We start from the raw sequence: 26,979 nt of genomic DNA, 5'->3' as shown, positions 1-26,979 counted from the left end.
ATCAGGCCCAGGAATGCTTCCTGCCCCATGTATCTCAGGATCTGATCAATGTCCCAGTTCCCCAGCATCGACACCGAAGTGCTGCGCACCTTCGTCGCCATCGCCGATGAAGGCGGTTTTACCCGGGCTGGAGAACGGGTCAACCGCACCCAGTCGGCGGTGAGCATGCAGATGAAGCGCCTGGAAGAGGACGTGCTGCAACGCCAGCTGTTCCAGCGCGACGGACGCCAGGTCAAGCTGACCGCCGAGGGCCAGGTACTGCTGGGCTATGCCCGGCGCATCCTGAAACTGCATAGCGAAGTGTTCAATACCCTGCGTGAACCGCACATGGTGGGGCTGGTGCGCATTGGCACGCCGGATGACTATGTGATGCGTTTTCTGCCGGGGATTCTGTCGCGCTTCGCCCAGAGCTACCCGCTGATCCAGATCGAAGTGCATTGCGAATCGTCCAAGCAACTGCTGCAACGCCAGGACCTGGACCTGACCATCGTCACCCGAGAGCCGGGCAGCGAGATCGGCCAACTGCTGCGCAAGGAGCGCTTCGTCTGGGCCGTGGCCCAGTGCTTCACGCCCCATGAACAGACGCCACTGCCACTGGCGATGTTCAACAGCGACTGCTTTTGCCGGCTGTGGGCCTGCAACGCCCTGGATGCCATCGGCCTCGACTATCGCATTGCCTACAACAGCTCCAGCCTGTCGGCAATCATGGCGGTGGTCAGCGCCGGGCTGGCGATCACCGCGCAGCTGGAAAGCCTGATCACGCCGGACCTGCGCATCCTTGGCGAGAACGAAGGGCTGCCGGAGCTGCCCGAGGCCAGCATCATGCTGCTGCGCAACCTCAACCAGCCCTCGCCCATCACCGAATGCCTGGCCGAACACATCGTCGAAGGCTTCAAACTTTAAACGCCAGCATCACCGCACACACCACCAGGAAGCCGCAGAACAGGCCGCGCAACAGCCGCTCGGGCAAGGCGTGGGCGACCTTCACCCCCCAACTGATGCTCAGCAAGCCACCGGCTGCCAGCGGCAGACCGATCGCCCAGTCCACCTGATGGTGAAAGCCATAGGTCACCAGGGTGACCCCGGTGCTGGGTAGCGCCAGCGCCAGGGACAAACCCTGTGCTACCACCTGGGTGGTGCCGAAGACACTGGTCAGTACCGGCGTGGCAACCACTGCGCCCCCCACCCCGAACAGCCCGCCCATGGCCCCGGAAGCGGCGCCCAATACCCCGAGCCAAGGCCAGGGGTAACGCATCCCGCTGCTGGCCGGAGCACTGGCCATGAACATGCGCAGCAGGTTGTAGGCCGACAGCACCAGAAGAAAGGCGACAAAGCCGATGCGCATCTTCTGTGCATCGATGCCCACCGCCCAGATCGAGCCCAGCCAGGCGAAACTGAACCCCATCAGGGCCAGGGGCAAGGCGTGGCGCGCCTCTATGCGGTTGCGCTGGTGATAGCGCCACAGCGCGAGTAGCACATTGGGTACAACCATGACCAGCGCCGTGCCCTGGGCAATCTGCTGGTCCAGGCCAAACAGCACGCCGAGCACCGGAATCGCGATCAAGCCACCGCCAATACCGAACAGCCCGCCCACCGTACCCAACGCCGCGCCCAACAACAGATACATCATCAACTCGATCACAACCGCTCTCCTCACCTGAGAGCTGCATGCTACGCAGTCGGTCCTGGCACGGAAACGCATAGCAACGCACAATGGCTTTGCCGTTTTCGCATAAGCGAGTTGATCATGAATCCCAATACATTGACCGAACAACTGGGGCTGTTTCTTGATGTGCTGGAAGCGGGCAGCTTTTCCGCCGCGGCACGCCGCCATCCGCTGACGCCCTCCGCCGTGGCCCGGCGCATCGACAGCCTGGAAAACGCCGTGGGCACCACTCTGTTCATGCGTACCACCCACGCCGTGGTCGCCACCGCCGCCGGCCAGGCCTTTGCCGAACGGGCCCGACGTATCGTTGCCGAGCTGCAACTGGCTCGGGCCGAGGCAGTTTCCCTGAGCCATGCCCCGGAAGGCCTGATCCGCATCGACGCCCCCGCTGCCTTCGGGCGCCGCCACTTGGCGCCGGCCATTGCCGATTTCCTGGTGCTCTACCCCGGGCTGGATGTGCAGTTACACCTGATCGACAGCTTTGTCGACATGCAGGGCTCCCACCTGGGCAAGGTCGACCTGGTGCTGCGCGCCGGCCAGCGCGTGGACACGCGGATGGTCGCCACCTCCCTGGCCAGCATCGTGCGTATCGCCTGTGCCAGCCCCTCCTACCTGAAAAGCCGCGGCACCCCCAGCCACCCCGCCGAACTCAGCCAGCACGACGGCCTCGACTGGGATGGCCTGGCGCCGCTGTTCGCCTGGCGCTTCGAGCTTGACGGCCAGGTGCAGAGCCATCGTCCGCAGCGTATACGCCTTGGTGCCAACAACGCTGAAGCCCTGCTTTCCGGGGCCTTGGCCGGGCTGGGCATTGCCCACCTGCCCACCTGGCTGGTGAGTGAATACCTGCTGCGCGGCGAACTGGTGCCGCTGTTCTGCGAAGGCGGCCTGCCCAAGCCGGAAACCGCCGGCATCTACGCCTTGCGCATGGAACAGCACCCCAATGCCCGTAGCCGCCTGCTGCTGGAGTACCTGAAAAGCCGCTTCAGCCCGGTTCCGCCCTGGGACCTGGCATTGCAAAGCGCGATGGGCTGAGACCTGAGGAGAATTATCTGGCGCATTAAAGACTCGCCCGCTAGATTCATGACCATTAATGATCAAGGCCGCCAACATGACCACCGAACGCTCCCCCCTGGACTCCTGCGATCAACTGCTGCTGGACAACCAGGTGTGCTTTGCCCTGCACTCCACCTCCCTGATGCTGACCAAGGTCTACAAGCCTCTGCTGCAGAAGCTGGGGCTGACCTACCCGCAGTACCTGGCAATGCTGGTGCTCTGGGAACGGGACGGGCTGACGGTCGGCGAGATCAGCCAGCGCCTGCTGACCGACCCCGGTTCCCTGACCCCGCTGCTCAAACGCCTGGAGGCCGAAGGTCTGCTCAGCCGCACCCGCAGTCGGGAAGATGAACGGGTGGTGATTGTCCAACTGACGGAACAGGGCCGGGTGCTGCGCGAGCAAGCCCGGGACATTCCCCAGTGCATCCTCGGGGCCAGCGGCCGGAGCGTGGAGCAATTGCGTCAGTTGCAGGAAGATTTGCAGGTGTTGCGCGGGCATCTGCAGGACAGTCTTTGACGCTTTACTGGCAAGCCAGCCCCCTACGGCTAGGGCTAGCTTCTCAACCGAAAAAATATCTTTTTCAGAATCAATGAGTTGCCCATGACTCAAGGCTAATGAAGAGATTTTCAGCAAAATTTATCTTGCGCGCTAAATATTAGCGAGATACATTTATTTCGCACTTACTTAGCGCGCAAATAATTAGCGCGAAAATCACCTACCACGAGGCTTCCACCATGCAAACTCTCTACACCGCCGTTGCAACCGCCACCGGTGGCCGTGATGGCCGCGCTGTTTCCAATGACCAGATCCTCGACGTCAAACTGGCCACCCCCAAGGAACTCGGTGGTGCCGGTGGCCAGGCGACCAACCCTGAACAGCTGTTCGCAGCCGGTTACTCGGCCTGCTTTATCGGTGCCCTGAAGTTCGTCGCCAGCCAGAGCAAGCGCAAGATCCCGGACGACGCTTCGATCACTGCCCATGTCGGCATCGGCCAGATCCCCGGCGGCTTCGGCCTGGATATCGACCTGCATGTGAGCCTGCCCGGCCTGGCCCAGGACGAAGCGCAAAGCCTGGTGGATGCCGCGCATCAGGTCTGCCCCTACTCCAATGCCACCCGTGGCAATGTGGATGTGCGCCTGCACGTTTCGGTCTGAAACGGCAAATTCCAGGCATAAAAAAGCCCGACTCAAGGTCGGGCTTTTTCGTCTACAGGGGCGAGCCAGGTTTAAACCTTGGCGCGGCCTTTGTAGGAACCGCCTTCGCGGGTATCGATCTCGATCATGTCGCCGATTTCGATGAAGTCCGCAACGCTCAGCTCGGTACCGTTTTTCAGTTTGGCAGGCTTCATCACCTTGCCCGAAGTGTCGCCGCGCGCGGAACCTTCGGTGTAGTCAACCTGGCGCACGATGGTGGTCGGCAGGTCAACGGAAACCAGACGGTCTTCGAAGAACACGGCTTCGCAAACGTCGGTCATGCCTTCTTCGATGAACGGCAGAACCGCTTCGATGTCTTCGGCGTTCAGCTCGTACATGGTGTAGTCAGTGGTGTCCATGAACGTGTAGGTGTCGCCGCTGATGAACGACAGGGTCGCTTCTTTGCGATCCAGGATCACGTCGTCCAGTTTGTCGTCCGCACCGTAAACGGTTTCAGTCTTGTAACCGGTCAGCAGGTTCTTCAGCTTGGTCTTCATGATCGCGCTGTTACGACCGGACTTGGTGAATTCAGCTTTCTGAACCAGCCAAGGATCGTTGTCGATACGGATCACGGTACCGGGTTTGAGTTCTTTACCAGTTTTCATTGCGAATATCCGAATTTGGATGGGATTTACAAAAATCTAGGCCGCGTATCATATCCAATTTAGGTAAAACTGCACCAGCGCCGCAGCAAGATCGGGCTGGGAGCCTTGTTCCAGACACCATTGCTCGGCGTGCCCGGCGACTTCCGGCCAGTATTGCAGCAGGTTTTTCCAGGGTTCGGCCATCGATGCTTCGCTGTTCCAGGCCTGCCACAGGGCCAGTACTGCAGCCTTGGCCCCCGGGGAAAGGGTGCGGGTATAGAGGCCGAGAAAAGCTTCGAGCTTGTCCAGGTGGATGTCTTCATCCTGGCGATAGATATGCCAGAGCATCGGACGCCCGGCCCATTGCGCCCGAACGAAGGAGTCCTCCCCGCGCACCGCGTTGAAGTCGCAGCACCAGAGCAGCCGGTCGTAATCCTCCTGGCGCACGAAGGGCAGCACCTGAACGGTCAGCGACTGGCGTACCTGGGGACAGCCCGGCGCCAGCGGTTCCTCTCCCAGCCAGCGCTGCACATCGGCCAGAACGCGGCCTTCGGGCACCAGCAGATGAGTCGGCTGCCCGTCGTCGGCCAGGGCCTGCAACCAACTGGCAACCCCGGCATTTTCGTAGGCGAACAGCGAGATCAAGCGACTGCCGGCAACAGGCGATACGCCCAGGGATTTCAGGAAATCCAGCCGGGCCTGGGGCCTGTCCTGGAAATCCCGGCGCTGCTCGAGCAGCCCGGCCTCGCGCAGCAAGCCGCCGGTATCGGCCTGGAATCCGGGAAAGAAGAAGTACTTCTGCACCCCGCGAAACTTCACGGAAGGCAGGCCATGGCACCCGCCGACCCAGTCCTCGGCGCTCAGGTAGTCCAGGTTCAGCCACAGTGGCGCACGCGCACGGTCGGCCATGGCGTCCATGTAGGCGTGGGGCAACTGGCAGGCGAAAGCCGCGATCACCACATCGGCCGCCGCCTCGTCCGGCCACTGGACGGGCCAGTGCCGCACCTGGACGCCATCCTGAATCTGGCTGGCCTTTTGGCTATCGATCTGCGGGCAGATCTTTTCGAAAGCGCGCAAATCATCGACCCACAGCCGCACCGCACATTGATGCTCGGCCACCAGTTGCCGGGCCAGGCGCCAGGTCACGCCGATGTCGCCGTAGTTGTCGACCACGCTGCAGAAAATATCCCAGGAGGCTTTCATTCCACTCCCCGATTGGCAAAGGCGCCGATTGTCCGCATAAATGCTCCTGCGCAGAAGAGCCAACCGCGATTATCTTCGTGCGACAATCGGCCCTTGCCCAACACCGCCCGCCAGGAGGCAGCCATGTCCCATCGTCCCACCGCACGTCGCTCCTTGCGCATCAGTTTCAACTTCCTGGCGCTCACCGCCAGCATTGCCCTGGGCCTGTGGCTGGGTTTCCTGGCGATCGCCCTGACCTGCTGGCTGGCCTCGCACTACCTTTTCAGCCAGCAATTGGCTCCGGTCGCACAAGCGGTGCAGCAGTTGGCAAAACCACCGGTGGCCGCGCCACCTGAGCCACAGAACCGAATGTTCGAGCAGTACCAGGAAAACCTGCGCAAGAACGAGGAACTGCAATCCCTGGACAACGCCCGCAGCAACCTGCGCAACCTGTCCAACCCCAAATGCCAGTTCTGGTTGCAGCAGGACCAGACCGCGCCGAGCGAAAAAAGCCGGGCCAACGTCCTGCAATTCTGTAATTGACCATGAATAAACAGTCCGTCTGCCAACTGATTCTGCACCAGCTCCGGGACGACCTGGAGGTCGCGGTGCGAGCGGCACAAACCGCTTACGAAACCGCCACCCACGAAGAAAATATCGCCGAGAACAAGTACGACACCCTGGGGCTGGAAGCTTCCTACCTGGCCGCCGGCCAGGCTCGACGGGTCGAGGAAATCCGCCAGGCCCTGGGCCTCTGGCAGAACCTGAGCCTGCGCCCTTATGACCCGCAGAAGGGGATTCAGATCGGTGCGCTGTTGGGGCTGGAAGATGAGAACGGCCACGAACAGTGGCTGTTTCTCGGCCCGGATGGCGCGGGCCTGAAGGTCTACGTAGTGGGGCAACTGGTGACCGTCATCACCCCCCGCTCGCCCCTGGGCAACAGCCTGCTGGGCAAGTTCGAGGACGATGAGGTGGAGATCGTGGTGGCGGGCGCCCGGCAACAGTTCACTGTCACCGAGGTCCGCTAGGCAGGCTGGGGATCAGTGGACCGGCAATTCGACGCCGTCGAACAGCTCTTCCAGTTCCTGCTTGTTATGGCAGGCAATGGCCTTGGCCATGACTTCGCGGGTCAGGTGCGGGGCGAACTTCTCGATGAAATCGCACATGAAGCCACGCAGGAAAGTGCCGCGACGGAAACCGATCTTGGTGATGCTCGATTCGAACAGCTCGCTGGCATCCAGCACCACCAGGTCGCTGTCGAGCTTGGTGTCGACCGCCATCTTGGCCACGATGCCCACGCCCAGGCCCAGGCGCACATAGGTCTTGATCACGTCGGCGTCGGCAGCGGTGAATACTACCTTGGGCGTCAGGCCGCGATGGCTGAAGGCTTCGTCCAACTTGGAACGACCGGTAAAACCGAACACGTAAGTGACGATCGGGTACTCGGCCAGGGTTTCCAAGGTCAACTTCGGCAGCTTGGTCAGTGGGTGGCCCTGAGGCACTACCACGCAGCGGTTCCAGCGATAGCACGGCATCATCACCAGGTCACCGAACAACTCCAGGGCTTCGGTAGCGATGGCGAAATCCACAGTGCCGTCAGCGGCCATTTCGGCAATCTGCATCGGCGAACCCTGATGCATGTGCAAGGCCACATCCGGGTACTGCTTGATAAAGCTGCTGATCACCGGTGGCAAGGCGTAGCGCGCCTGGGTGTGAGTAGTGGCTATGGACAGGGTGCCCTTCTTCTCGTTGGAGAACTCCTGGGCGATCTGCTTGATGCTTTCGACCTTGCGCAGGATCTCGCCGGCGGTGGTGATGATGCGCTCGCCGGCCGGGGTCACGCGGGTCAGATGCTTGCCACTGCGGGCAAAGACCTCGACCCCGAGTTCGTCCTCGAGCAGACGGATCTGCTTGCTGATACCCGGTTGCGATGTGTAAAGGCTTTGCGCGGTAGCGGAGACGTTGAGGTCGTGGTGCGCCACTTCCCAGATGTAGCGCAATTGTTGAAGCTTCATATCAATCCCTCAAAGCAGGTAGACGCCACGGGTATCAGCGACGGTATATAACTATATTAATGGTCAGGAGAATAAATCTAGAACTTTTATTCAGAATTTTCCATTCCATCCTCAGGTATCGCCCTGACGTCGACGCTGCACCAGAGGCACCAGGTAAACCGGGACTTTGGCCAGTTGCAGAACTCGCGTTGCGGTACGCCCCAAAGGCGTTTGCGCCCCCACCCCATGGCTGTGACTTCCTACGATCAGCAAATCCACAGAGAGTTTCCCTGCCTGCTCCAGAATCACCTGGGACGGGTCCCCCTGAAGCACCCGCACCGACTGGATCAAGGTCAGGTCCTGCATCCCCTCCCCCAGTTCCTCGCGAAAACTGTCCAGCACCCGTTGCTCTATATTGGCCATCACTGTATTCAGGCCCTGGCGGTGAAACTCATTCAGCGACTGCTCATCCAGGTAGCTCTGCAACACTGATTCGGCGAACAGGCCCATGGGCTCCACGGCGTGCACTACATGTAAGTCGGCATTGAACGTTCGAGCCAGCTCCAGGGCATGTTGCATCACAAAGGGCGCATACAGACCGAGGTCAGTGGCATACAGCATCGAACGAATCATATGACCTCCTCAACTGCCAAGATGGCGGAGATTGATTCAGCTTAGCAGTGCCTGGAACTGTGGGAGGTCCGAGGAAAAACCACGGATTTTAGGACTCAAGCCTTGGTTTCGTTGCTCACGCCGTGCGGCACGTGACCGGTGGCGACCACTTCGCGAGCCAGCTCGCAGTGACCGGCCTGGTCGTCGAAGAACACGTCGGCTGCAAAGGCTTCGAGGAAGGCGGCTTTTTCCAGCCCGCCAAGGAACAGCGATTCGTCCAGGCGGATGTTCCACTCGCGCAAGGTGCGGATTACCCGCTCATGGGCCGGCGCGGAACGGGCTGTCACCAAGGCGGTACGGATCGGACTGGCCTCATCGGAAAACTCTCCCTGCAGCAGGTTGAGTGCCGCCAGGAACCCCTTGAACGGCCCGCCCGGCAACGGTTCTCGTGCCGACTGCCGCTCACTGGCCTGGAATGCCTCCAGGCCGCCGGACTGGTAGATACGCTCCGAGTCATCGGAAAACAGCACCGCATCACCGTCGAACGCTATGCGCAGTTCGCCATTTTCGGCGCGCCGGGTGCCGCCGGACAGAATGGTTGCCGCAGCAAAGCCGGCCTCTAGTGCACTGCGCACATCATCGGCATGGGTGGAGAGAAACAGGTCGCTGCCAAAGGCCGCCAGATAGGGATAAGGGCTGCGCCCGCCGACGAAGGCTGCTCGGGAAATGCCCAGGCCGTAGTGCTCGATCGAGTTGAACACACGCAACCCGGTGTCGGCACTGTTGCGCGAGACCAGCACCACTTCGACCCGGGCTCGGCCCAGGCTGGCATTGAGGCTGAGGAGTTTCTTGACCAGAGGGAAGGCATCACCGGGCTCGAGGACTTCCTCTTCATGTTCGATCTGGTACTGCCGATAGGCCTCGACCCCCTGGGCCAGATAGACCTTGTGGCTGTCGCCCAGGTCGAACAGCGCCCGCGACGAGATCGCCACCACCAGCTTGCCATCCAGGCCCTTTGCCATATTTCATCCCCTTAAAGGTAATAAGCCCAACTCAGGCGTGGTGCCGGTCGATGAAACTCAAGGCCTGGTACAACGCCTGGATCTTCGGCAGCTCACAACCTGCGGCCCGCGCTGCCGCCAAGGGTGCAGCATAGATAGCTGCCAGTTCCAGAGGACGCTGGTGCAGGAAGTCATGGTACATGCTGGGCCAGTAATCCGGCATGTGCTCGGTGGACTTGAACAGTTGCTGCGCATAGGCCGCAGGGATGACATGCCCGCAAGCCGCCGCCCCTTGCAGCACTTCCTGCATCAGATCCTGGATCAGCTCGCGGCTGGCGGGGTCGGCCATCAGTGGCGTGGTACTGGCTCGGAGCAGAACCGACAGGCCGTTATACGGGACATTCCACACCAGCTTCTGCCAGCGCGCCTGCTGCAGGTTGCCCATGGCCTGGGAATCGAGCCCCGCCTCGCGAAACAGCGCGGCGCCCTCCTCGACTATCGCCTGGCTCAGGGTCGCATCGGCACTGGCCGGGCCACTGTGGTAACCCAGGTTTACCGCGCCAAGCGCCTGGTGCTCGATCTGCCCGGGCCCGGCGCGGTGCACACAGATAAAGCACAAGCCGCCCAGAAGATGCAGCGAATCGGGAAGCACCGCGCGCAGGTCGTCTTCGACATCCAGCCCATTCTGCAGCACCAGAACCTTGGCATCGGTGGCCGCGGCCTGAATGATCGCCGGCGCCAGATCAAGGTTGCTGGTGGTCTTGGCGCCCACCAGCAGCCAGTCGCAAGGCGGCATCTGTTCGGCATTGGCGTAGGCCTGCGCCGGCTTCAACGTCAGCTTGCCGTGCTGGCTGCTGTTGACTTGCAGCCCATGCTCGAGCACTGCCGGATATTCGCTGCGCAATAAAAAGTGCACGTCGAAACCGGCACGTGCCAGCATCACCCCGTAAAAACCTCCGATCGCTCCGGTCCCGATAATGCCTACACGCGGTTTACGGCCTGCACCCATCAAGGCAACTCCTCTGGTATTCGATTAAGCGCCTGACGCAGGCTCTCGCTGAGATCCTGCTGCGTCAGGCGCGACTGTAGCGCTCCATGAAACTCACCGTCGCGGACCACGAACAAAGCTGGCAAGTGGAACACCTGATAGCGCTGAACCGCACCGCCATTATCACCCGCATCGACCCAGCAAAGACGGTCGATGGGTAGCTCCAACTCCGGCAACCGCGCCCGGGCCCAACGGCAACTGGAACAGCCGACACTGGTGAAAACAACCAGGGAAACGCCGCCAAGGCCCAGTAATTGCTGGTCGATATCGAAATCGGTCAGTTCCAATTCGAGCACTATACTGGGGGAAACAATGTCAAATGGACGACACTCGGAGTCTGCGGTCATGGGACGTTTTCTGCCTCATCCTGATGATGTTCCGGTTGAACTGACCTTGCGCAAGCACGCCTGTATTTCACGCCAGCGGTTGCACACTATCAGCCTCGGTGGCATGGCGTGCAATTACCACCGTGCCTGGCGCCGCGGTACCGCGCTGGAGGTGTACATGCCAACGTTGGGGGATAACGCCCGTTACAACGGCTATGTCGCCTGGTGCCTGAAACGCAAGCGTGGCTACCTGGTGGGCATCGCTTTCGTCGACGAACAAACGTTGTTTGGCGCGCGCATGGGTGAGCAGGTGTGCCAGATCGCCCGCTACTGTCGCCTGCATGAACCTCAGAGCGAACAGCAATGCATTGAGGCACTGGCGCTGAATTGGGTCGAGCAGCACGCAGAAGACTATTCCGAAGACCGTGTGCACCAGGCCTTTGTACAGCCATAGCCCAATAAAACCGCCACCTGCCCATTGTAGAGTCACCGGCTAACGCGCTAAGGTTCCGCTCCCCGACGCGCTCAAATCCGCTGTGCTCCGCCGCGCGGGGATCGCTGGCGGCCGGCACCCGTGACCTGACGAGTAACACGATGGCTGATTTACCGATCAACGACCTTAACGTCGCCTCCAACGAGACCCTGATCACCCCTGATCAACTCAAACGAGACATCCCGCTGAGCGACACCGCCTTGCGCACCGTGACCAAGGGTCGCGAAGTGATCCGCAATATCCTCGACGGCACTGATCACCGCCTGTTCATCGTCATTGGGCCCTGCTCGATCCACGACATCAAGGCAGCCCACGAATACGCCGAGCGGCTCAAGGCACTGGCGGCTGAAGTCTCCGACACCCTGTACCTGGTGATGCGCGTTTATTTCGAGAAACCGCGGACCACCGTCGGCTGGAAAGGCCTGATCAACGACCCTTACCTGGACGACTCGTTCAAGATCCAGGACGGCCTGCACATTGGTCGCCAATTGCTGCTGGACCTGGCTGAAATGGGCCTGCCTACTGCCACTGAAGCCCTGGACCCGATCTCCCCGCAATACTTGCAGGACCTGATCAGTTGGTCGGCCATTGGTGCACGTACCACCGAATCCCAGACTCACCGCGAAATGGCTTCGGGCCTGTCCTCGGCCGTGGGCTTCAAGAACGGCACCGACGGTGGCCTGACTGTGGCAATCAACGCCTTGCAGTCGGTTTCCAGCCCTCACCGTTTCCTGGGGATCAACCCCCAGGGCGGCGTGTCGATCGTAACCACCAAGGGCAACGCCTACGGCCACGTGGTGCTGCGCGGCGGCAACGGCAAGCCCAACTATGACTCGGTCAGCGTCGCCGTCTGCGAGCAGGCCCTGAGCAAGGCCAAGATCAAGCCGAACATCATGATCGACTGCAGCCACGCCAACTCCAACAAGGACCCGGCACTGCAGCCGCTGGTCATGGAAAACGTGGCTAACCAGATCCTCGAGGGCAACCAGTCGATCATCGGCCTGATGGTGGAAAGTCACTTGAACTGGGGCTGCCAGGCGATTCCGAAGAACCTGTCGGAACTTCAGTACGGCGTATCGATCACCGATGCCTGCATCGACTGGGAAAGTACCGAGAAGACCCTGCGCGGCATGCACGCCAAGCTCAAGGACGTCTTGCCGAAACGCGATCGCAGCTGACCCTTTCCTGCAGACACAAAAACGCCGGGCCAAGCCCGGCGTTTTTCATGGTCGCCCCGGTCAGAGCTTTGCTGCGTGGCGCTGATGACGCTCCATATAGCGCTCTACGTACGAGCACGACGGAATCACTGTGTAGCCCATGCGTTCGGCGTACTCCAGCGCCTGCTCGGTCAACGCCGCAGCAATACCGCGCCCACGCAGTGCGTTGGGCACGAAAGTACGATAGATATCCAGGGTCTGCTTACCCAGGTCCATATAGGTCAGGTAGGCACGATGACCGTCCACATTGGTCTCGAACTGATGACCAGCCTGGTCATGGTGGATGGACAACGCCTCGCTCATCACTACTCCTTGCGGGTCTGGAATGCTGACCCCTACCTTACCGATGTTTTTCCGGCGAAGGAACAACTTACGCCACCTCGTGCCTGTCGGCCGCCCCGTAGAAGCTCTCGTCCTTGCGCCATCAGCACGTTACAAAATATAGGCGCCATTGGCACAAATGCTCAAGCCACACTCGTCACAGATCGGCGCAAAACCTTGTTGAGGCTGTGTACGATCCTTAGTCGGGATCGATACCCAAACGTCTTGAGACGGTACATCGCCGGATGCTGAAACATAAGACGAGCGCCGCCTCTTAAAGTCACCCACAAGATGCTTAAACATAGGTTCAGGGCTGAACAAATTCTGAAGAAAAGTGCAGTCGACACAATATAGACCGACTTTAGCCTAGGCTCTGAAACAGCGCCTGGAAACTCCGATAACGATGCTGGCAAACAAGCAGCATTCGGCCCCGGAGCTTCGTCGCTGAATATTTTTTATACAACCCGCTAAAAAGTTGCTCGAAAAAGAAACAACGCCTAGAATTTTTTTTGCTTCTTGCGCTACGTCAGTTTACTTACTACAAGTAATGGGTAGTATGTACGCCGGCTATTTCCTCACTCTGAGGTGATAGCTACTAATAGAAAGTCCTTGAAGGGGAACACGATGAACAACGTTCTGAAATTCTCTGCTCTGGCTCTGGCCGCAGTTCTGGCTACCGGTTGCAGCAGCGTATCCAAAGAAACCGAAGCTCGTCTGACTGCTACTGAAGACGCAGCAGCTCGTGCTCAGGCTCGTGCAGACGAAGCCTATCGTAAAGCTGATGAAGCTCTGGCTGCTGCTCAAAAAGCACAACAGACTGCTGACGAAGCTAACGAGCGCGCTCTGCGTATGCTGGAAAAAGCTAGCCGCAAGTAATAGTCCCTCGGGATTGTTATCGAGCCGATCCATTTTTTGGATCGGCTTTTTTATTGCCCGGAGTTCTTCACCGGCAATAAAAAACCCGCCGCTACCAGCAGGTATCGGCGGGTTGCACTTAAGCGCTTACTGCTGCAAATCGTAGGTCGCGTTGGACATTGTTGTCACAGGCGCTGTCGTCGGCACGGCGATCTCCACCGGCAAGCCATCTTCGGCTGCCACTACATCACGCACCACATCCCAGTTCATGCGCAGGTTGTTGGCCAAGTCCTCACGCTTGAGCAAGGCATTGATCACTGCAGTGTGCTTGTCGACCACCGAAGGATTGCCTTTGTCATCCAACGGCGTATGAGCTTCCAGGTAGACTTTCCCGCCGCTGATACCGAACTTGTACGGATCATTGATGATGCGCACCGAAGTTCCCACCGGCACCATGCCGGCCATCTCCAGCACGTTGTTGTTGAGCATGCGGAAACAGCCGTGGCTGGTGCGCATGCCGATACCGAACTTCTTGTTCGAACCGTGAATCAGGTAACCCGGTGTGCCAAGGGTGAACTTGAATGGCCCCAAGGGGTTGTCCGGCCCAGCCGGTACCACGTTCGGCAAGGGGTCACCGTCGGCGGCATGCTCGGCCTTGATCGAAGCCGGGGGCGTCCAGGTCGGATTCGGGGTTTTCGCGGTAATGCTGGTGTGCGCGATCGGTGACCCCCAGCCTTCACGACCAATACCCAGCGGGAAGGTGTAAACCACGTTCCGACCCTTGGGATAGTAGTACAGTCGATACTCAGCCAGGTTGATCACGATGCCTTCGCGCGGCCCGGGCGGCAGAATGAAACGCGTAGGCAGGATCACCTCAGTGCCCGCCCCCGGCAGCCAGGGATCGACCCCCGGGTTGGCCGCGACCATTTCCAGGTAACCCAGGTCGTAGGTCGTGCCCAGGTCGGCGAAGGTATCCTCGTACTTGGCCTTGATCACCTGTACCTGGCCGACGATGTCTTCACCCGGCGGCGGTAGAGGCAATTCCAATGCGGCAACAGGACCGGCCACACACAAGGCGGCGAGTGTCAGGCAGCGGGTGACGACAGGGAGGCGGGGCAACATCCGGATAATCCTTCGCATGAACAACGAATGAAAGAAACACGATTGTACACCCCGCCCTCCGGCTTCGGCAGCCAGGCCGGGGAGACAAGCGCAGACACATGAATTCCCTGTCGAAACGGCCTGCTGGCGACCGCCTACAACTCGAAACGCAGCTCAGGCCAGATTGGCGGCGTGCCACGTTTTTGCGACTCCAGAATCGCCCGGCACAACGGGCAGAGTCGCTGGTCCTGGAAAATCGTCCGATCCACGCTCGACCAGCGCGGTTGCGCGGGCAACAAAGTGCCGCACAAGGTGCGGTCGGCAGAGCCGCCCAACTCCAGTTGACGCGTCACCAGATGCACCCGAACTTCCTGGCAGGCGAACAGGTCAAGCTGCTCATCAGGCTCGATCAGTTGATAGGCAAACAGGGACCAGGCGGGACGCGGCATCGGGGGCTCCAAATCGGGGGCGCCACATTAGCCGAAACACTGTCACTAGAAAAGCGTCAAAGCAGCGGTTTTAGCGTCGGCCAGACATTTTCCAGCAACTTGCCCTGGGCCGCTGCCGCAGGGTGCAGACCGTCTGCCTGCATCAGTTCGGAATGCCCCCCGACCCCGTCAAGAAAAAACGGCACCAAGGCTACCTTTTTCTCGCTGGCCAACTGGCTGTAGACCTGGGAAAAGGCCTGGGTATAGCGCACGCCATAGTTGGGCGGCAATTGCATGCCTAAAAGCAGCACCTTGGCACCCTGGGCCTGGGAGCTGTCGATCATCGAAGCAAGATTTTGTTGCAATTGCCGGGGCGGCTGGCCGCGCAAGCCATCGTTACCCCCCAACTCGAGAATCACCACTTCAGGCTTATGCTCTGCAAGCAGCGCCGGCAGCCGCGCCTGGCCCCCGGCACTGGTGTCGCCACTGACCGAGGCATTGACTACCCTGTCGGTAAAACCCTGGTCCTTGAGCCTCTTTTCCAGCAGGGCTACCCAGCCCTGGCGGGTATCCAGGCCGAAAGCCGCACTGATACTATCGCCAACGATCAGGACCGTACCCGCCGCTGCGTTCTGGGCCATGCACATCAAGGCCAGGCCGGCACTCAAAAACCATACACGCATCGGATTCTCCATGGGCGCAAGCATTCTCACTGCGCGGAACCTTAGCAAAGTGGTTCCCAGCGCGGAAGGTGAACTGACCATCCTGCATGAACTCAGCCTCGAGCTGAACCAGGGCGACAGCCTGGCCATCGTCGGCGCCTCCGGCTCCGGCAAATCGACCCTGCTGGGCTTGCTGGCGGGGCTCGACCTGCCCAGCAGCGGCGAAGTCACCCTCGCGGGCCAGGCTCTGAGCCAGCTGGACGAGGATCAGCGGGCCCGTATCCGGGCCGAGCATGTAGGGTTTGTCTTTCAGTCCTTCCAATTGCTCGACAGCCTCAATGCCCTGGAAAACGTCATGCTGCCCCTGGAGCTGGACGGCCGTCGCGATGCCCGCGAGCGGGCCACCGAACTGCTGCAGCGGGTCGGCCTTGGCCAGCGCCTTAGCCACTCGCCACGCCAGCTTTCCGGTGGCGAACAACAGCGGGTAGCCATTGCCCGGGCCTTCGCTGCCGAACCCGATGTGCTGTTTGCCGATGAACCCACCGGCAACCTCGACAGCCATACCGGTGAACGCATCAGTGACCTGCTGTTCGAACTCAACAAGGAAAGCGGCACCACCCTGGTGCTGGTGACCCATGATGAACGCCTGGCCCATCGTTGCCGGCGCCTGATCCGTCTTGAAGCGGGCCTGCTGGTCGCCCCTCTGGAGCCCTGATGGCACGTCTGCCGCTGCCGCGCCTGTTCAGCCTCGCTGTCCGCCAACTGTTGCGCGATGCCCGTGCCGGAGAGTTGCGGGTACTGTTCTTCGCCTTGCTGGTAGCGGTTGCGGCCAGCACGGCCATCGGCTACTTCGGTGCACGCTTGAACGGCGCCATGCTGTTACGCGCCACCGAGTTCCTCGGCGCAGATCTGCTGCTGGAAGGCAGTTCCCCAGCACGCCCGGAACAGCTCGACAGCGGCCTGAAACTGGGGCTGGATCATGCGCGGATTGTCGAGTTCTCCAGCGTCATTGCCACCGACAATGCGATCCAGCTCTCCAGCATCAAGGCCGTCGACGAAGCCTACCCCCTGAGGGGGCAGCTCAAGAGTGCCGCAGCCCCTTATGGGGTCGAGGAGCCAGGAGGCGGTCCCGCGCCCGGAGACGCCTGGGTCGAACCGCGCTTGCTGACTGCGCTGGACCTCAAGATTGGCGACAGCATCGACGTCGGCATGAAAACCTTGCGCCTGGCCAGGGTGCTGACCTACGAGCCTGACCGGGCCGGCAACTTCTACAGCCTGACGCCCCGGGTCCTGATCAACCTGCAAGATCTGCAAGCCACCGGCGTGGTCCAGCCTGGCAGCCGGGTCAGCTTCAAGGAGCTGTGGCGCGGACCGGCTCCGGCGCTTGAAGCCTATCGTCAACAGATCAAGCCGGCGCTGGCCGCCAACCAGCGGCTGCAGGATGCCCGCGATGGCAACCAGCAGATCGGTGGAGCCCTGGGCAAGGCCGAACGTTATCTGAACATGGCCAGCCTGGTAGCGGTGCTGCTGTCAGGGGTTGCAGTAGCCTTGTCGGCCAATCGCTTCGCCACGCGACGCTTTGATGCCAGCGCCCTGCTTCGCTGCCTGGGCCTCTCACGCCGGGAAACCATGCTGCTGTTCAGCGTACAGCTGGGCGTTCTGGGTCTGCTGGCCAGCCTCAGTGGGGCGTTGCTGGGATGGCTGGCCCAGCTCGGCCTGTTTTACCTGCTACATGACCTGCTGCCCAACGACGTACCACCCGGAGGATTGCTACCCGCCATCGCCGGCATCGGTACCGGGCTGGTGGCCCTGGCCGGATTCGCCTTGCCGCCACTGGCTGCGCTGGGACGGGTGCCGCCGCTGCGCGTACTGCGGCGCGACCTGCTGCCAATCCCCTCCAGCACCTGGATGATCTACGGCGCCGCTCTGTTGGCCCTGGGCCTGATCATGTGGCGCTTGAGCCTGGACCTGGTGCTGACCTTCGCCCTGCTGGGCGGTGGCCTGCTGGCGGCACTGGTATTGGGTGGCTTGTTGTTGCTGCTGTTGCAAAGCCTGCGGCGCCTGCTGGCCCGCGCCGCCCTGCCCTGGCGCCTGGGCCTGGGCCAGTTGCTGCGTCACCCCCTGGCTGCGGCCGGGCAATCCCTGGCTTTCGGCCTGATTCTATTGTCCATGGCGCTGATTGCCCTGCTGCGTGGCGAACTGCTGGACACCTGGCAAAACCAATTGCCGAAAAATGCCCCCAACTACTTCGCACTGAACATTCTGCCGGCGGAAAAACAGGCCTTCAGCGAGCGCCTGGTGCAGCTCTCCGCCCCTTCGGCGCCCTTGTACCCCGTGGTTCCGGGGCGCCTGGTGAGCATCAATGGCGAGCCGGTAAGGGAGATCGTCAGCAAGGATTCCAGCGGTGATCGGGCCATACAACGCGATCTGAGCCTGACCTGGGCCGCCGATCTGCCCAGCGGCAACAGCATTATCGAGGGCAGTTGGTGGTCAGCCCAGCCGGATGACGGGTTGCCCGGCGTCTCGGTCGAGGCCAAGGTGGCGCAGAGCCTGAAGCTTAAGCTGGGTGATCACCTGACCTTCACGGTCGCCGGCGCCAACCGGGAGGCCCGGGTCACCAGCCTGCGCAGCATCAACTGGGACAACTTCCAGCCGAACTTCTTCATGATCTTCCAACCGGGCACCTTGAAGGATCTGCCCGCCACCTACTTGACCAGCTTCTACCTGAGCCCTGGGCACGATCAGCAGATTGTCGAGCTGTCCCGGGCCTTCCCGGCAGTGACCATCCTTCAGGTCGAAGCCCTGCTGGAACAACTGCGCAGCATCCTGGCCCAGGTCACCCTGGCGGTGGAATATGTGTTGCTGTTTGTCCTGGCGGCAGGAATGGCAGTGCTGTTTTCCGGGCTCCAGGCCACCCTGGACGAACGCATTCGCCAGGGGGCGCTGCTGCGTGCCCTCGGGGCCGAGCGGCAACTGCTGGTGAAAGCCAGGCGGATCGAGTTCGGCCTGCTGGGTGCAGTCAGCGGCCTGCTAGCGGCACTGGGGTGCGAACTGGTCAGCCTGGTGCTCTACCGGTTCGCTTTCGATCTGCCCTGGCACCCGCATCCATGGCTGTTACTGTTGCCTCTGGTGGGGGCGCTGCTGGTAGGCGGGGCGGGAGTTTTCGGTACCCGTCGAGCATTGAACGCCAGCCCGCTGAATGTATTACGCGAAGGTTGAAAGCCCAAGGCTCGCCTGCCCAGGTCGGCGAGCCTACTTCACATAATCGATCTGGTTGATCCACCAGCAGGTTTCACCTGCCGGGGTGTGGACAACGGCCTCGTCACCCACTTCCTTCTTCAGTAACGCCCTGGCCATGGGCGAATCGATGGAGATGTAGTCCTTGCGCAGGTAGATCTCGTCGTAACCGACGATACGAAAGCGCTTGATCTCGGCCACCTCGTTTTCGACTTCGACCCAAGCACCAAAGAACACCCGCCCCTCCTGCTCAGGCGCGTAGGAAACCACCTTCATGTCTTCCAGGCGCTTGCGTATGTAGCGCACCCGACGGTCGATTTCCCGCAGAAGCTTCTTGTTGTACTGATAGTCCGCATTCTCGCTGCGATCGCCCAGCGAGGCCGCCCAGGTGACCTTCTGCGTGATATCCGGGCGCTTCTCCCGCCATAAATAGTCCAGCTCTTGTTTCAGAGCGTCGTAACCATCCTGTGTGATGAGCTTGGTACTCAATTGGCTAATCAGCCTCCAGCCTTATGCACATGCTGCGCATTAGTTGTATGAGCCGACAAAGCCGGCACGTCATGAGCGGCATCTGCCACCGATCTATGGACATCACTATCAGATTTGTCCGATTTAGATTTCAGAGAGGTCAGCCAATCATAGGGCCAAACAGCCGAGCCGTACGGCCCAGGGCATAGGTTCGACAAGAGCGTCGGCAATCGGCACGCCACACTGCTTGATACCCATTCCCCACAGAGCTAGCCAATAACTACCAACACCTCAAAAGCAAAGGGAAAGTACCACATGGGCAACATCATTATCGTCGATGACCATCCACTGATCAGACTGGCCATCAGGTCGGTGCTGGATCCTCATCATCACAATATCGTCGCCGAAGCCGACAACGGTGCCGATGCCGTGCAACTGGTGCGCAAACACCTGCCGGACCTGCTGATCCTCGACCTGGGCATCCCCAACCTGGATGGGTTCTCGGTCATCGCGCACATCAAGTCCGCCGGGCTGCACGTCAAGACCCTGGTACTGACCTCAAGTGATTCGAAAAACTTCGCCCTGCGCTGCCTGCAAGCCGGAGCCGCAGGTTTTCTGTGCAAGACCGAGAACCTTCACGAATTGGCCAATGCGGTAAAGGCCATCCTTTCCGGGTACAGCTACTTTCCGGAAGACACCATTAATATCCTGCAGCAGAACACCAACGCCGCCAACCAGGAGAGTGTGTTGATTTCCCGCCTGACCGACCGCGAGATAACAGTGCTGAAACTGCTGGCTACCGGTCTGAACAACCAGCAGATTGCCGATGCGCTGTTGATCAGTCACAAGACCGTCAGCACCTACAAAGTGCGGTTACTCAAGCGTTTCAATGTGTCCAACCTGGTGGCCTTGGCCGAATTGGCCAAACGCAATGCCGTAGTTTGATCATCAAGCCATTAATCGCCACCAAATGACGGACAACCGCCACGACTGAAGACTTTCCAGCCGGTGTCTGTCCAATGGAGTTCCGATCTGTACAAGGCGCAGTTCAGCAGCCGTGATGCACTACCGGCGGGTCAACTGCTGAACTGGCGGCGGATGATCAACCCCTGGCGAGCGACGCGGGTCAGTTGCTTGATGACTTCCGCAGCATCCGCCGCACTGGGTGCCGGAATGACCGCCAGATCGAAGCTGTCACTGGCAAAGCGTGCCAGGGACTCACCTTCTTCGACAAATTGAATCAGAAACGCCGCTGGGCCCGGGGAACGTCGTGGCCAACCGTCGAGATAACGCAATAGTGTGGGCTGGTGCTTGCCACCCAGGAGGATTTTCGGATTGCGCTGGGAAAGACTCGCCGTGATCGGCGCAAGACGTACAAGGGGGCGTGGTGCATTCATCGTATTGTGTCTCTGCCTCAGATTTCTGCCGGGCAGGTGAGAGGCAACACCGAACCAGCGCTTTAGCGGTATTTCGAAGCCTGACTATAGCTTCTATCAGTGATCTTTCGACTCACCTGGCGCCCCGCAAGTAGCTGTTTAAATCGGCGCATGAGCAGCATCCTAGAGAAGCCGACAGGTCAGTGTCAAGATTTGTCAGCAACGAAAAAGGCCTGCATTCGCAGGCCTGGGATAACTTTGCCGACGGCTGATCCAGAGCCTCTGGAACACCGCCCGCGCATCGACTTACCTGGCGATTGCCGCATCCAGGGACAGCTTGCCGGCCCCCTCAATCAGAACCGCGACAGTGCCGCCAAGCAGTGCCAGAGCGAACTCATAACCGTTGTTGGCCATGAACAGGCCATGGCTGATATGCACCGAGAAAATCGCCACCAGCAAGGTAAACGACAGGCCCAATGCAGCGGGACGCGCCAGCAGGCCAATGATCAGTGCCAGACCGGCAAAGAATTCGGTGCCCCCCGATAACAACGCCATCAAATAGCCGGGAGCCAGGCCGATACTCTCCATCCACTGCGCCGTTCCCGCCAGACCGCCACCACCAAACCAGCCAAAGAGTTTCTGCGAGCCGTGAGCCACGAAGATGATGCCGACGAAGATCCGCAGTACGGTCAAGCCGTAGCCCGCGCGAGTGCCCAGTAGCTTGTTGGTCAGTGTGCTCATGCTGTGTAGTCCTGTGTGAAGGTAGGAAAGTTGGTCGCCATACTAATCAGTTTTAATCATGTTAAAAGCGGAAATTACTCAAGAAAATAATCGATTTTTTAGATCATTTACGTGACGCAACTTTTCGCTCCGGAGGCTCCAGGGAGTCTCGTTCACGATCAAAGGCCAGATAGTATTTGTTGACGCTATTAACATAGCTGACGGCCCCCATGCCCACTTGCTCCATGGCGATGCGCTCCACCTGGAAGAACCACTGGTTGGGGTTGAGCCCCCGCCGCCGGGCTTCACTGCGCATACCCTGCACCCGCTCCGGCCCCATGTTGTAGGCCGCCAGCACAAATGCCATGCGCTCGCGCTCATTGAGTTTGGGGCTGGCAAAAAATTTACGGCGAATCATCGCCAGGTACTTGGCCCCTGCCTGCACATTGCTATCTACGGACTGAATATTGTTGACCCCGACCCGCTGCGCTGCCGAAGGCGTGATCTGCATCAGCCCGGTAGGGCCGCTGCCGCTTCTGGAAGGGGGTTGCAACGCTGACTCCTTGAACGCCAGCGCCGCTAGGTTCAGCCAGTCCATGCCCTGTTCGCCGGCATGCTTCTGCAAAACCGGACGCAGTTTTTCCAGACGCTGACGGTCGGCCCGGGCCAGGGGATAGTGCACCTGATACTGGCGTCGGTAGATACGCAGGAACGCCACATCCTGATCCGCCGGCGCCTTATAGGTCTTGAGGAAGCGGTCGATACTCGCCCGCAGCATCGACGCATCGCGCCGGACAAACCAGTGTTCTTCACCCGGCTCACTGATCTTCAACTGCCTGTCCAAACGCAATTTGGGCAGGATCTTGCTCCAGCGTTCGGCAATCGGCTGCTCGACAACCGTCAGGTGAAAAATGCCGCCCTGGACCATTTCCAGCACATCCTCCACCGCCAGGCTGGGGTCGACCCACTCCACCTTGATCGGCGCCAGCTTGTGCAGGGCCAGCTTCTGATTGATCTGGCTGACCGCGTCCCCCGCCGCACTACCGGTAGTCAGGGTCAGGGTCTTGCCGGACAGCTGTTCGATCCGTGTATAACGGCGCTCACCCTTGATCCCGACCAGCAGCAGGGGAACATTACTGACGATCGGGTCGCTGGAACTGACCGCATTTCCGGGCTGGGCTTCCAGCAGCTCACCAGGCGCCACCAGGTCGCCCTCGCCCCGCTGCAATGCACCCAGCAATTGATCCTTGGCTTTGGGAATGATCTTCAGGCTGATTTCCTGGCCGTCGCGAGCATGGCCATTGAGGTACTGCTCGAACGAGCGCAGGCGGTGGTACTCGACACCTATGGCCTGGCCCTGGACTTCTCCGGAGCTATTGCGGCTCTGATTGACCAGCACCCGGAGTACCCGGCTGCTGCGGATTTCCGCCAGGTCGCGCACTTTTCCCGTGGCGTGCGCTTCCAGTGGCCCGGGCAAGCGCGCCAGCGCCGGCAAGGGCAGCAGCAATGACAGGCACAGCGCGAGCAATATCGAGGATCGGGTCATCCGTTCTCCGCAAAGAATACTGTTCAACCCTTCGTCGCTTTTTGAAGAATTGATTGCCAGAAACAGAGCGCCTTGAGCGCTGGCAAGCTGCGAAAGACCCGTGCAATGGCGCTGAAGAACGTGGCCGTTGCTCTGGTCCGGCAGCAAAAGACAGCTATAACTCGTTGTAGTTCTTGGTTTTTCTTATAAATCTACAGCTCTGATATGCTTTCCGGCCGCAGGCGGAGATAGCACCATGCAACTCATCGATATCGGCGTCAACCTGACCAATCCCAGTTTTGCCGAAAAACACCAAGCCGTTCTCAATCGTGCTTATGAGGCTGGGGTGTGCCAGTTGGTCCTCACCGGAACCAGCGTCGAAGGCAGTGAACAGGCCCTGGAGTTGTGCCAGAAACTGGACGCCGACGGGCAGAGACTGTTTGCCACCGCCGGGCTGCATCCCCACAGCGCCAGCGACTGGAATGCCGACAGCCCGCGACGCTTGCGCGCTCTGCTTGGAGAGCCACGGGTACGCGCCGTGGGCGAATGCGGCCTGGACTTCAACCGGGACTTCTCTCCCCGCCCGCAACAGGAAAAAGTCCTGGAAGAACACCTGGCCCTGGCTGTCGAGTTGCAGCTGCCAGTGTTTCTCCACGAACGTGACGCCAACCTGCGCTTGCTGGACATCCTGCGGGATTTCCGTGATCGCTTGCCGGCTGCTGTAGTCCACTGCTTTACCGGTGAACAAAAGGCCCTGTTCAGCTACCTCGACCTGGACCTGCACATCGGCATCACAGGCTGGATCTGCGACGAACGCCGCGGCACCCACCTGCACCCGCTGGTACGCGACATCCCCCGCGGGCGCCTGATGCTGGAAAGCGATGCCCCCTACCTGCTACCCCGCAGCTTGCGGCCAAAGCCGAAAAATGGTCGTAACGAACCGGCCTATCTGACCGAGGTTTTACGAGAAGTTGCGTTGCACCGCGGTGAAACCCTAGAAGACCTTGCAAGCCACAGTACCGCCTGCTCTCGGGCGTTTTTTCGCTTGCCAGAGATTGCTTGACCCACATCAAGATTTTTCCGAGATCATGGCGGCACAATAATGGCACCTTGCCAATACTGTTTCGCTCAATCAGAGAAGACCTTCCATGGGTGCCTGGCTTAGCAATATCTCGCTGAAGTACAAATTCTGGGCGGTCAATGCAGTCGCCTTCGTCACCACCTTGTTATTGGTGCTGTACGCCGTGCAACTGGAGCAACAGGCTCGCAGCCAGACAGCCCAGGCTGCCGCCCAGGCCGAGGCGAAGCTGCTCGGCGCCTGGCCCGAAGGACAGGCGCTGCCCAGCGCCGAACACCTGTTGTATTTCTCCCGGGGACAGACACCCAGCCTCAACGAGCAGACTCTCAGCGAACTCAACGGCGCCAACGGCTGGGTCGAGCTCAACCCTATGCCGCTGTTCGGTGAAAATCCGCTACTGGGCGCTGACGTGATCCAGCGCGCCGACGGCCAGCAGGTCGCCGTACTGGCCTACGCCCCGAGCCTGGCCCAGGTCTTCAGCGATCGTTTCACCAATTACGCCGTCGCAGTGTTCATCCTGATGTTCGCCATGCTCTGCGCCTCGCAGTTGCTGATCCGTTTTCTCCTCAGCCAGCTCAACACCCTCAAGGACGTAATGCTGCACGTGGAGAAGACCGGCGACCTGTCTGCTCGCGTGCCGCTGTCCTGCAAGGATGAGGTGGGTCAGATGGCCAGCGCCTTCAATGCCATGCAGGCCGGATACCAGCGGGTAGTCAATACCGTGGCCAATACCGCCCGGCAGCTGGACCAGGGCGCCGCACGCCTGGCCTCAAGCATGAACGATGTACGCCACGGCATGCTCGGCCAGCAGAGCGAAACCGATCAGGCCGCCACGGCCATCAACGAGATGTCCGCCACCGTCTATCACATCGCCCAGCATGCCGGTGCCACCCGGGACCTGTCGCAGACCGCTGACACCCTGGCCGGTACCGGCCATGAAGTGGTGGGCCGGGTGCAGAAATCCATCGCCGGGCTTTCCAATGGCGTGCAGCAGACCGCCGAGATGATTCAGAAGCTCGCCGAGGACAGCCAGAAGATCAATGGCGTGGTCAACGTTATCCACAGCATCGCCGAGCAGACCAACCTGCTGGCCCTCAATGCCGCCATCGAAGCCGCTCGAGCAGGGGAAATGGGCCGCGGTTTTGCCGTGGTAGCAGATGAAGTACGCAACCTGGCCAAGCGTGTGCAGACCTCCACCGACGAGATCACCAGCATGGTCTCGGCCCTGCAGGCCGGCACCCGGGATGCCGTGGATTTCATGCAGGAAAGCTCGTTCAAGGCCGATGACTGCGTGCAACAGGCCCAGGAAGCCGGCGCGGCACTGGCGGAAATCACCGGCGCCGTAGCCCAGATGCGCGAAAGCAACACGCAGATCGCTGTCGCAGCGGAACAGCAGAGCCAGGTAGCGGAAGAAATGAACCGGGCGGTGGTGAGCATTCGCGATGTCACCGAGAACACCGTGCAACAGACCGTTGCCTCGGCCACCACCAGCAGTGAACTGGCGACCCTGGCCGGTGAGTTGAGCAAAGCCATAGGCCAGCTGAAACTCTGATCCGAGTGCCTCGACCCCCCTCTACTGGCTATCGCACCGATAGCCAGCCTTGATTCGCCGCCATCCCAACTGGCCCCTATCCTTGGTTCATGAGTCTTAAAGAACTAAGGATGATCATCATGGGCAAACGTCACCCCAACCTCCCCGCCTGGCAATGGCGCGTCTACCCGCAGAATCACCAGCACCCTGCCAATCTGGTATTGCACCTGATTGCCGTACCGCTATTCATCATCGGTTTTCTGCTGATTGTTTCGGGCGTGTTTTCCTTGAGCTTCCTGAGCCTGGCCATCGGTGTGGTCGGCATCCTCGCAGCCCTGGGCCTGCAGCGCCACGGACACAGCCTGGAGGCCCAGGCCGCCGAGCCCTTCAGTGATCGCAAGGATGCCGTGCAACGGCTGCTGGTGGAACAGTTCGTGACCTTTCCGCGCTTTGTCCTGAGCGGTGCCTGGTGGCGTGCCTGGTTGCAGCGCCACCGGCACTGATGGCTCAGGCGAAGATGGTCACCGTCTGGCGGCTCAGGGCGATCAATTGGCCCTCAGCATTCCACAAGGCCGCTGCCGCATGCCCGTAGCCGTCACGCGCGTGTTCGATTTCCACCCGGTACTTGCACCAGTCCAGAGTGCTCAGTTCCAGCAACGGCTGGACGAACTCGATGGTCCAGGTCAGGGTGCTGCCCGCGGCGGGCTTGGTCAGGTGCGGCAACAGCGCTGGCGGCCAGGCATCCACCAGTGCCAGGATATGCGCCTCGGTGACCGGTTCTTCCTTCACATCCCCACGCAAGCGCACCCAACCGCCCATGTCGCGGGAACGATTGCCGGTGAATGGCAGGCCACCGATGCTCCAGCGCATTGCCAGATGACGCATGAACTCCGGCGTCACGCCCTGGATATAAGGCAGCTCCTGGCAATCATCCCAGTGTTTCATTTCGGGCGCAGGTTCGGCGGCCACACTGACGGACGATTCACGGGAAGCGCCAAAACTGCCCTGCACCAGAGTCACCACCTGACCCTCCTGCATGACCCGCCCCAGTACCTGGCTGACGGCCTTGCCTTCGCGCAGCACATCCACCTCGAAACTGACCGGCACATCTGGCGCCACCGGGCCGACAAAGGTGACCGCCAGCGACCGCACGGGGCGGTCCGCCGCAACCTTGGCCCGCATCGCTTCATACTGCAGAGCAACCACCAGGCCACCGAAACTGGCGCGCCCCTGGGCCCATTCCGCCGGAATGGTCAGCGCCTGGGGCTGGCCGCGAACGGCTTCGAGCAAATCATAGAAACGCATGA

At 60.5% G+C, this 26,979-nt stretch carries 32 protein-coding genes; 15 read left to right on the top strand and 17 right to left on the bottom strand.

Annotation, left to right across the window (positions count from 1 at the left end):
* Positions 1-48 precede the first annotated feature (48 nt).
* Positions 49-903, top strand: coding sequence for a LysR substrate-binding domain-containing protein (locus tag AC1RL5_RS26745; protein ID WP_041119395.1), 855 nt, complete (start codon positions 49-51; stop codon positions 901-903).
* On the opposite strand, the gene AC1RL5_RS26740 is transcribed toward AC1RL5_RS26745, so the two are convergent.
* The gene (locus AC1RL5_RS26740; protein WP_072450621.1) at positions 893-1,642 is read right to left on the bottom strand and encodes a sulfite exporter TauE/SafE family protein; all 750 of its coding nucleotides are present in this window, start codon (positions 1,640-1,642) and stop codon (positions 893-895) included. The genes AC1RL5_RS26745 and AC1RL5_RS26740 overlap by 11 nt on opposite strands.
* Before the next feature lie 105 nt (positions 1,643-1,747).
* On the opposite strand from AC1RL5_RS26740, the gene AC1RL5_RS26735 reads away from it, so the two are divergent.
* The 3 genes from AC1RL5_RS26735 to AC1RL5_RS26725 all read left to right on the top strand — a co-directional run bounded on the left by AC1RL5_RS26735 (position 1,748) and on the right by AC1RL5_RS26725 (position 3,874).
* Positions 1,748-2,698 carry a LysR family transcriptional regulator gene (locus AC1RL5_RS26735; protein ID WP_011062535.1) on the top strand — a complete coding sequence of 317 codons (951 nt, stop codon included), beginning with the start codon at positions 1,748-1,750 and terminating at the stop codon, positions 2,696-2,698.
* Positions 2,699-2,774: 76 nt separating this feature from the next.
* A complete protein-coding gene (locus tag AC1RL5_RS26730; RefSeq protein ID WP_011062536.1) occupies positions 2,775-3,236 on the top strand; it encodes a MarR family winged helix-turn-helix transcriptional regulator in 462 nt (153 codons plus the stop codon).
* Positions 3,237-3,454: 218 nt separating this feature from the next.
* Positions 3,455-3,874: an organic hydroperoxide resistance protein gene (locus tag AC1RL5_RS26725; RefSeq protein WP_072450622.1), complete on the top strand. Its 420-nt coding sequence runs from the start codon at positions 3,455-3,457 to the stop codon at positions 3,872-3,874.
* Positions 3,875-3,945: 71 nt separating this feature from the next.
* Here the strand turns inward: AC1RL5_RS26725 and AC1RL5_RS26720 are convergent, their stop codons facing one another.
* Together AC1RL5_RS26720 and earP are read right to left on the bottom strand one after the other, a co-directional pair.
* The gene (locus tag AC1RL5_RS26720) at positions 3,946-4,518 is read right to left on the bottom strand and encodes an elongation factor P (protein WP_007931398.1); all 573 of its coding nucleotides are present in this window, start codon (positions 4,516-4,518) and stop codon (positions 3,946-3,948) included.
* A gap of 48 nt (positions 4,519-4,566) precedes the next feature.
* Positions 4,567-5,700, bottom strand: a complete 1,134-nt coding sequence (gene earP, locus AC1RL5_RS26715) for an elongation factor P maturation arginine rhamnosyltransferase EarP (protein WP_123576855.1) — start codon at positions 5,698-5,700, stop codon at positions 4,567-4,569.
* Positions 5,701-5,823: 123 nt separating this feature from the next.
* On the opposite strand from earP, the gene AC1RL5_RS26710 reads away from it, so the two are divergent.
* Positions 5,824-6,222: a hypothetical protein gene (locus tag AC1RL5_RS26710; protein ID WP_011062539.1), complete on the top strand. Its 399-nt coding sequence runs from the start codon at positions 5,824-5,826 to the stop codon at positions 6,220-6,222.
* 2 nt (positions 6,223-6,224) lie between these two features.
* Positions 6,225-6,707, top strand: a complete 483-nt coding sequence (locus tag AC1RL5_RS26705; RefSeq protein WP_123576857.1) for a GreA/GreB family elongation factor — start codon at positions 6,225-6,227, stop codon at positions 6,705-6,707.
* Between the two features lie 12 nt (positions 6,708-6,719).
* Here the strand turns inward: AC1RL5_RS26705 and cysB are convergent, their stop codons facing one another.
* The 5 genes from cysB to AC1RL5_RS26680 all read right to left on the bottom strand — a co-directional run bounded on the left by cysB (position 6,720) and on the right by AC1RL5_RS26680 (position 10,681).
* A complete protein-coding gene (gene cysB / locus AC1RL5_RS26700; RefSeq protein WP_011062541.1) occupies positions 6,720-7,694 on the bottom strand; it encodes an HTH-type transcriptional regulator CysB in 975 nt (324 codons plus the stop codon).
* A gap of 111 nt (positions 7,695-7,805) precedes the next feature.
* Positions 7,806-8,306, bottom strand: a complete 501-nt coding sequence (locus tag AC1RL5_RS26695) for a universal stress protein (RefSeq protein WP_011062542.1) — start codon at positions 8,304-8,306, stop codon at positions 7,806-7,808.
* A gap of 95 nt (positions 8,307-8,401) precedes the next feature.
* Positions 8,402-9,307: a 5'-nucleotidase gene (locus AC1RL5_RS26690; protein ID WP_015636544.1), complete on the bottom strand. Its 906-nt coding sequence runs from the start codon at positions 9,305-9,307 to the stop codon at positions 8,402-8,404.
* 31 nt (positions 9,308-9,338) lie between these two features.
* Complete coding sequence (locus tag AC1RL5_RS26685) at positions 9,339-10,295, bottom strand: putative 2-dehydropantoate 2-reductase (protein ID WP_011062544.1); 957 nt, start codon at positions 10,293-10,295, stop codon at positions 9,339-9,341.
* Positions 10,295-10,681 (bottom strand): thioredoxin family protein, encoded by a 387-nt coding sequence (locus tag AC1RL5_RS26680; RefSeq protein WP_011062545.1) that lies wholly within the window; start codon positions 10,679-10,681, stop codon positions 10,295-10,297. The genes AC1RL5_RS26685 and AC1RL5_RS26680 overlap by 1 nt, the downstream gene beginning before the upstream one ends.
* Here AC1RL5_RS26680 and AC1RL5_RS26675 point away from each other — a divergent pair.
* Complete coding sequence (locus AC1RL5_RS26675) at positions 10,680-11,114, top strand: PilZ domain-containing protein (RefSeq protein WP_210712183.1); 435 nt, start codon at positions 10,680-10,682, stop codon at positions 11,112-11,114. The two genes, AC1RL5_RS26680 and AC1RL5_RS26675, sit on opposite strands and share 2 nt — an antisense overlap.
* A 140-nt stretch (positions 11,115-11,254) precedes the next feature.
* A complete protein-coding gene (locus AC1RL5_RS26670; RefSeq protein ID WP_011062547.1) occupies positions 11,255-12,331 on the top strand; it encodes a 3-deoxy-7-phosphoheptulonate synthase in 1,077 nt (358 codons plus the stop codon).
* Between the two features lie 60 nt (positions 12,332-12,391).
* Here AC1RL5_RS26670 and AC1RL5_RS26665 read toward each other — a convergent pair whose 3' ends face one another.
* Positions 12,392-12,673, bottom strand: coding sequence for a GNAT family N-acetyltransferase (locus AC1RL5_RS26665; RefSeq protein WP_011062548.1), 282 nt, complete (start codon positions 12,671-12,673; stop codon positions 12,392-12,394).
* A gap of 642 nt (positions 12,674-13,315) precedes the next feature.
* Between AC1RL5_RS26665 and oprI the strand changes: the two genes are divergently transcribed.
* Complete coding sequence (gene oprI, locus AC1RL5_RS26660; protein WP_003448337.1) at positions 13,316-13,567, top strand: outer membrane lipoprotei OprI; 252 nt, start codon at positions 13,316-13,318, stop codon at positions 13,565-13,567.
* Between the two features lie 126 nt (positions 13,568-13,693).
* Here oprI and AC1RL5_RS26655 read toward each other — a convergent pair whose 3' ends face one another.
* The 3 genes from AC1RL5_RS26655 to AC1RL5_RS26645 form a co-directional block, all read right to left on the bottom strand.
* Entirely contained in the window at positions 13,694-14,668 is a 975-nt protein-coding gene (locus AC1RL5_RS26655; RefSeq protein ID WP_015636545.1) for a L,D-transpeptidase family protein, read from the bottom strand.
* A gap of 134 nt (positions 14,669-14,802) precedes the next feature.
* A complete protein-coding gene (locus tag AC1RL5_RS26650; RefSeq protein WP_007931378.1) occupies positions 14,803-15,096 on the bottom strand; it encodes a hypothetical protein in 294 nt (97 codons plus the stop codon).
* A 56-nt stretch (positions 15,097-15,152) separates the two neighbouring features.
* Positions 15,153-15,758 (bottom strand): arylesterase, encoded by a 606-nt coding sequence (locus AC1RL5_RS26645; RefSeq protein WP_492589405.1) that lies wholly within the window; start codon positions 15,756-15,758, stop codon positions 15,153-15,155.
* A gap of 10 nt (positions 15,759-15,768) precedes the next feature.
* Between AC1RL5_RS26645 and AC1RL5_RS26640 the strand changes: the two genes are divergently transcribed.
* Together AC1RL5_RS26640 and AC1RL5_RS26635 are read left to right on the top strand one after the other, a co-directional pair.
* Positions 15,769-16,452: an ABC transporter ATP-binding protein gene (locus tag AC1RL5_RS26640; protein WP_011062551.1), complete on the top strand. Its 684-nt coding sequence runs from the start codon at positions 15,769-15,771 to the stop codon at positions 16,450-16,452.
* A complete protein-coding gene (locus AC1RL5_RS26635) occupies positions 16,452-18,956 on the top strand; it encodes an ABC transporter permease (RefSeq protein WP_123576864.1) in 2,505 nt (834 codons plus the stop codon). Before AC1RL5_RS26640 ends, AC1RL5_RS26635 begins: the two co-directional genes overlap by 1 nt.
* 33 nt (positions 18,957-18,989) lie before the next feature.
* On the opposite strand, the gene greB is transcribed toward AC1RL5_RS26635, so the two are convergent.
* On the bottom strand, positions 18,990-19,463 hold the full coding sequence (gene greB, locus AC1RL5_RS26630) for a transcription elongation factor GreB (protein ID WP_065365470.1): 474 nt from the start codon (positions 19,461-19,463) through the stop codon (positions 18,990-18,992).
* 294 nt (positions 19,464-19,757) lie between these two features.
* Here greB and AC1RL5_RS26625 point away from each other — a divergent pair, with 294 nt between their 5' ends.
* On the top strand, positions 19,758-20,387 hold the full coding sequence (locus AC1RL5_RS26625) for a response regulator transcription factor (RefSeq protein ID WP_011062554.1): 630 nt from the start codon (positions 19,758-19,760) through the stop codon (positions 20,385-20,387).
* Between the two features lie 131 nt (positions 20,388-20,518).
* On the opposite strand, the gene AC1RL5_RS26620 is transcribed toward AC1RL5_RS26625, so the two are convergent.
* The 3 genes from AC1RL5_RS26620 to AC1RL5_RS26610 form a co-directional block, all read right to left on the bottom strand.
* Positions 20,519-20,839 carry a hypothetical protein gene (locus tag AC1RL5_RS26620; RefSeq protein ID WP_011062555.1) on the bottom strand — a complete coding sequence of 107 codons (321 nt, stop codon included), beginning with the start codon at positions 20,837-20,839 and terminating at the stop codon, positions 20,519-20,521.
* A gap of 285 nt (positions 20,840-21,124) precedes the next feature.
* Positions 21,125-21,559 carry a DoxX family protein gene (locus tag AC1RL5_RS26615; RefSeq protein WP_072450630.1) on the bottom strand — a complete coding sequence of 145 codons (435 nt, stop codon included), beginning with the start codon at positions 21,557-21,559 and terminating at the stop codon, positions 21,125-21,127.
* Between the two features lie 103 nt (positions 21,560-21,662).
* Positions 21,663-23,084, bottom strand: coding sequence for an MltF family protein (locus AC1RL5_RS26610; RefSeq protein WP_011062557.1), 1,422 nt, complete (start codon positions 23,082-23,084; stop codon positions 21,663-21,665).
* Positions 23,085-23,319: 235 nt separating this feature from the next.
* Between AC1RL5_RS26610 and AC1RL5_RS26605 the strand changes: the two genes are divergently transcribed.
* From AC1RL5_RS26605 to AC1RL5_RS26595, 3 genes are all read left to right on the top strand, one after another.
* Positions 23,320-24,126, top strand: a complete 807-nt coding sequence (locus AC1RL5_RS26605; protein WP_011062558.1) for a TatD family hydrolase — start codon at positions 23,320-23,322, stop codon at positions 24,124-24,126.
* 85 nt (positions 24,127-24,211) lie between these two features.
* Entirely contained in the window at positions 24,212-25,693 is a 1,482-nt protein-coding gene (locus AC1RL5_RS26600) for a methyl-accepting chemotaxis protein (RefSeq protein WP_011062559.1), read from the top strand.
* A gap of 119 nt (positions 25,694-25,812) precedes the next feature.
* A complete protein-coding gene (locus AC1RL5_RS26595) occupies positions 25,813-26,175 on the top strand; it encodes a terminase (protein ID WP_026019949.1) in 363 nt (120 codons plus the stop codon).
* 4 nt (positions 26,176-26,179) lie between these two features.
* Here the strand turns inward: AC1RL5_RS26595 and AC1RL5_RS26590 are convergent, their stop codons facing one another.
* On the bottom strand, positions 26,180-26,977 hold the full coding sequence (locus AC1RL5_RS26590) for an acyl-CoA thioesterase (protein WP_011062561.1): 798 nt from the start codon (positions 26,975-26,977) through the stop codon (positions 26,180-26,182).
* Positions 26,978-26,979: the final 2 nt, after the last annotated feature.

It is taken from the genome of Pseudomonas sp. GW822-FHT06D10 (genome assembly GCF_058799535.1).
This window is presented reverse-complemented; position numbering and strand designations above follow the sequence as displayed.